The sequence below is a fragment of the Lentimicrobiaceae bacterium genome (genome assembly GCA_023227965.1).
GTDB lineage: Bacteria > Bacteroidota > Bacteroidia > Bacteroidales > JALOCA01 > JALOCA01.
The window spans coordinates 1-2,870 of the sequence record JALOCA010000079.1 but is presented as its reverse complement, the minus strand read 5'-3'; the positions used below and the strand labels follow the sequence as shown (position 1 = coordinate 2,870).

Sequence of the window (2,870 nt, the reverse complement as noted above, 5' to 3'; positions counted from 1 at the left end):
GATAATCGCGCAAATGTCGCGCCGAGAGAAATCGCTCAAAGCACGATCAGCGCACCGCCTGTGCGACGCCGCTGCGTTCGAGCCCTTGAAGTGCGGCGACGCGCGCATCCTCCCACTCCAATTCTGGCCAGTCGGAACGCTTGTGTTCCGCCGCTTCGATCGTTTGCAACGCCTCGGCCGCTCGGCTAGCGGCAAGCAGCCGCTCAGCAATTCCAGCCGCTATGCGTGGAACCTTTCGTGTTGCTGGATCATATTGAGCGATGAAGGCGTCGACGTCGTTCTGCGCGTCGGCAATGTCTCTCAGCGCCATTTCAACGACGTGGTTTCGATGACGATTGGCGATCTCGTCTTGGTAGATCGGCCCGTCCGTCGACCAGCCAATCTTTCGCCGCTCGTGCTCGGCTGGTTTTTTGGCGGGTTCTTTCGACAGCGCGACAAGACGACTCTTCAAATGTTCGAGGACCGCATCGCCGAGAGCCGCGCTGAGTGTGGGGATGAGATGATCGAACTGGCCATAGTCATTGTCGAGCAAGGCCTGAAACGCGCGATCGGCCAGGTCTTTGGCATCGCTTTTGGCGGCTTCGGCCAGCCGCCCGAGATCGCTTACGCCATCATGAAAGATTCCGATCACCGTTCCGCTGCTGTCGTCGCAGCGCGCAGAGACGGATGAGGCCAGCGCCATTAAGCCCCACATCAGATCGAGCGCTTCTTTGGGATCGGTCTTGCCAACGTGATCGACGATGGCGCGTCGCTGCGTCTGGAGATCCTCGACGAGCCCGCGCCGATTCTGCCAGTCGACGAAGCTTCGGGAGCGGGCGATCAAGTTTAAGCGCTTGCGGATTTCGCGCGCGACATCTGCAGAACTATGCGCGCCGGCAAGTTCGAGCCGTAAACGGCGTTTGACGGCGGCGTTTGCGTCGCCGATCTCGATCAGGAGTTCGGCGAGCCGTTCGGGGCCGAGCGCTTCGAGGTTCTTCGCGGTTAGGGGCTTCTTCGGGGGCATAACGACTTCTTATAGCGCCATCGGAATTTCGGATATTGGCGCGAAGGCCGATCGTCGTGGGTGTTGCCGAGCCGATCGTCTGTGGCAGATGCATTTCACGTACAGGGCCGCGCGCCGGCCTGAAAGAGCAGCGATGACGCCACAAGCGGCTCGCTTGCCGCAACGCTTCCCGCGGACTTCTTTCCCCTGCCCGGCGCAAAAGCCGGGCATTCCTCGCGGAGCAAACAAGTCATCGGGAAGCGTCCTTTGCTTTGCTGCGGCCCTTCGGGTGCGTCGCGACCCGCCCGTGGCTCGTGATCGCTGTCAGGCCGCGATCGGCGCGGCCTTGAAGCGAAAGTGCAACGCCATGGATATCGACATCACGCCCCTCCCCCACGACGCTCCAAACGAATCGCCATTGTCATATCTCCTCGACGAACTCGCGCTTCAGGGCTATCGCCCCTTAGACGACGAGCCGGATCCGCGTCCCCTCCCCTCTTCCGACTCTGCGTCAATGGCCCTCGAATCCGCCGTCGAATCGCTTTCAAATCTCTTTCTCAATACGCGGCTCGAAGCCGACCTACCCGATCTGCTCTGGGCTTTCGTCAACCTCTTCCATCGCAAGGCGGAGCGCGTCGATCGCGAGCTCGACGACAACGAAACCGCACAGCGTCGCGCACAGTCCGAACAGGACGGCTCGGAAATCCGTTCGGTCGAACTGGAGCGGTTGATTGCGCAAGGGCTGACGCTCAACGAACGCCGCAACGCCTTCGAATTCTTCCGGGACCATCTCGCCGAACTCTATGCGGCCGAGACAGGCTCCGTCTGGCGTCCCCGATCAGGTTCAAAGGTCAATCACCGCGCACTGACGGCTGCGATGATCGATAGTCGCGATTTCCTGAACGCCAAGAAGCTGGCCGAGACACAAGTGCTCTTGCCGCGCGGACCCCGGATCGCTTTCGCGGGCGGAGCCGAGTGCAACGATCATCGGCGGATTTGGGAAGCTCTCGACAAGGTCCATGCGAAGCATTCCGATATGGTCTTTCTCCATGGCGGTGGATCCAAAGGCTCCGAACGGATCGCGTCCTGCTGGGCGGACAATCGCAAGGTTCCTCAGGTCGCGTTCAAACCGGACTGGAGCCGTCACAAGAACGCCGCGCCCTTCAAGCGCAATGATGTGATGCTGGAAACGTTGCCAATCGGTGTGATCATCTTCCCCGGTTCCGGCATCGTCGAGAACCTCGCCGACAAAGCGCGCAAGATGGGAATTCCCGTGTGGCGGTTTGGTAAAGGCGGCTAATGAACAGTGCGCCTTTGCGCGTTGGGGTTCTCGTGAGCGCGCCAAGCACCTTAAGTTTTCGTTAACTCTTTATTTCTTGCAAAGATCCGAGAATCGCCTTCTAGTCGGAGACGGAAGCATACCGTTTAACGACTGGGAACCGTTTTGATGGCGATCCTCTCAAACGCCGCACCTTCTTTGGTCCCTGAGAATGCGCTTGCGCGGATGACCCGTCACGCCAAAGTTCTTTCGGGGCAGATGCAGTCGTTGAGCGCGACGCTATTTCCGCCGGCCTCGAAAAAGACGCTCCGGTCGTTTTCGTCGGGCGAGGTGGCGCGATTCCTCGGCGTGTCCGACGGCTATCTCCGGCAATTGTCGCTCGATGGTCTTGGCCCTTCCCCGGCCTTATCCGCGGGCGGCCGCCGGTCTTACACGCCGGCGCAGATCGGTGAACTGCGTGAATATCTCGCAGCCGCGCGACCGAAAGAAGCGCTCGAATTCCTGCCCACGCGCCGGCCCGGCGACAAACTGCAGATCGTCGCTGTCGCCAATTTCAAGGGCGGCTCTGCCAAAACGACGACGGCGCTATACCTCACCCAATTCCTTGCC

General features: G+C 60.5%; 3 protein-coding genes. 2 read left to right on the top strand and 1 reads right to left on the bottom strand.

Going from position 1 to position 2,870, the window contains the following annotated elements; translation table 11 throughout:
* Positions 1–46: 46 nt before the first annotated feature.
* On the bottom strand, positions 47–1,003 hold the full coding sequence (locus M0R21_13780) for a hypothetical protein (protein MCK9618893.1): 957 nt from the start codon (positions 1,001–1,003) through the stop codon (positions 47–49).
* Between the two features lie 346 nt (positions 1,004–1,349).
* On the opposite strand from M0R21_13780, the gene M0R21_13775 reads away from it, so the two are divergent.
* Together M0R21_13775 and M0R21_13770 are read left to right on the top strand one after the other, a co-directional pair.
* Positions 1,350–2,282 (top strand): DUF2493 domain-containing protein, encoded by a 933-nt coding sequence (locus M0R21_13775; GenBank protein MCK9618892.1) that lies wholly within the window; start codon positions 1,350–1,352, stop codon positions 2,280–2,282.
* A gap of 204 nt (positions 2,283–2,486) precedes the next feature.
* Positions 2,487–2,870: MerR family transcriptional regulator (locus M0R21_13770; protein ID MCK9618891.1), on the top strand; the 384-nt coding region annotated here is incomplete at its 3' end.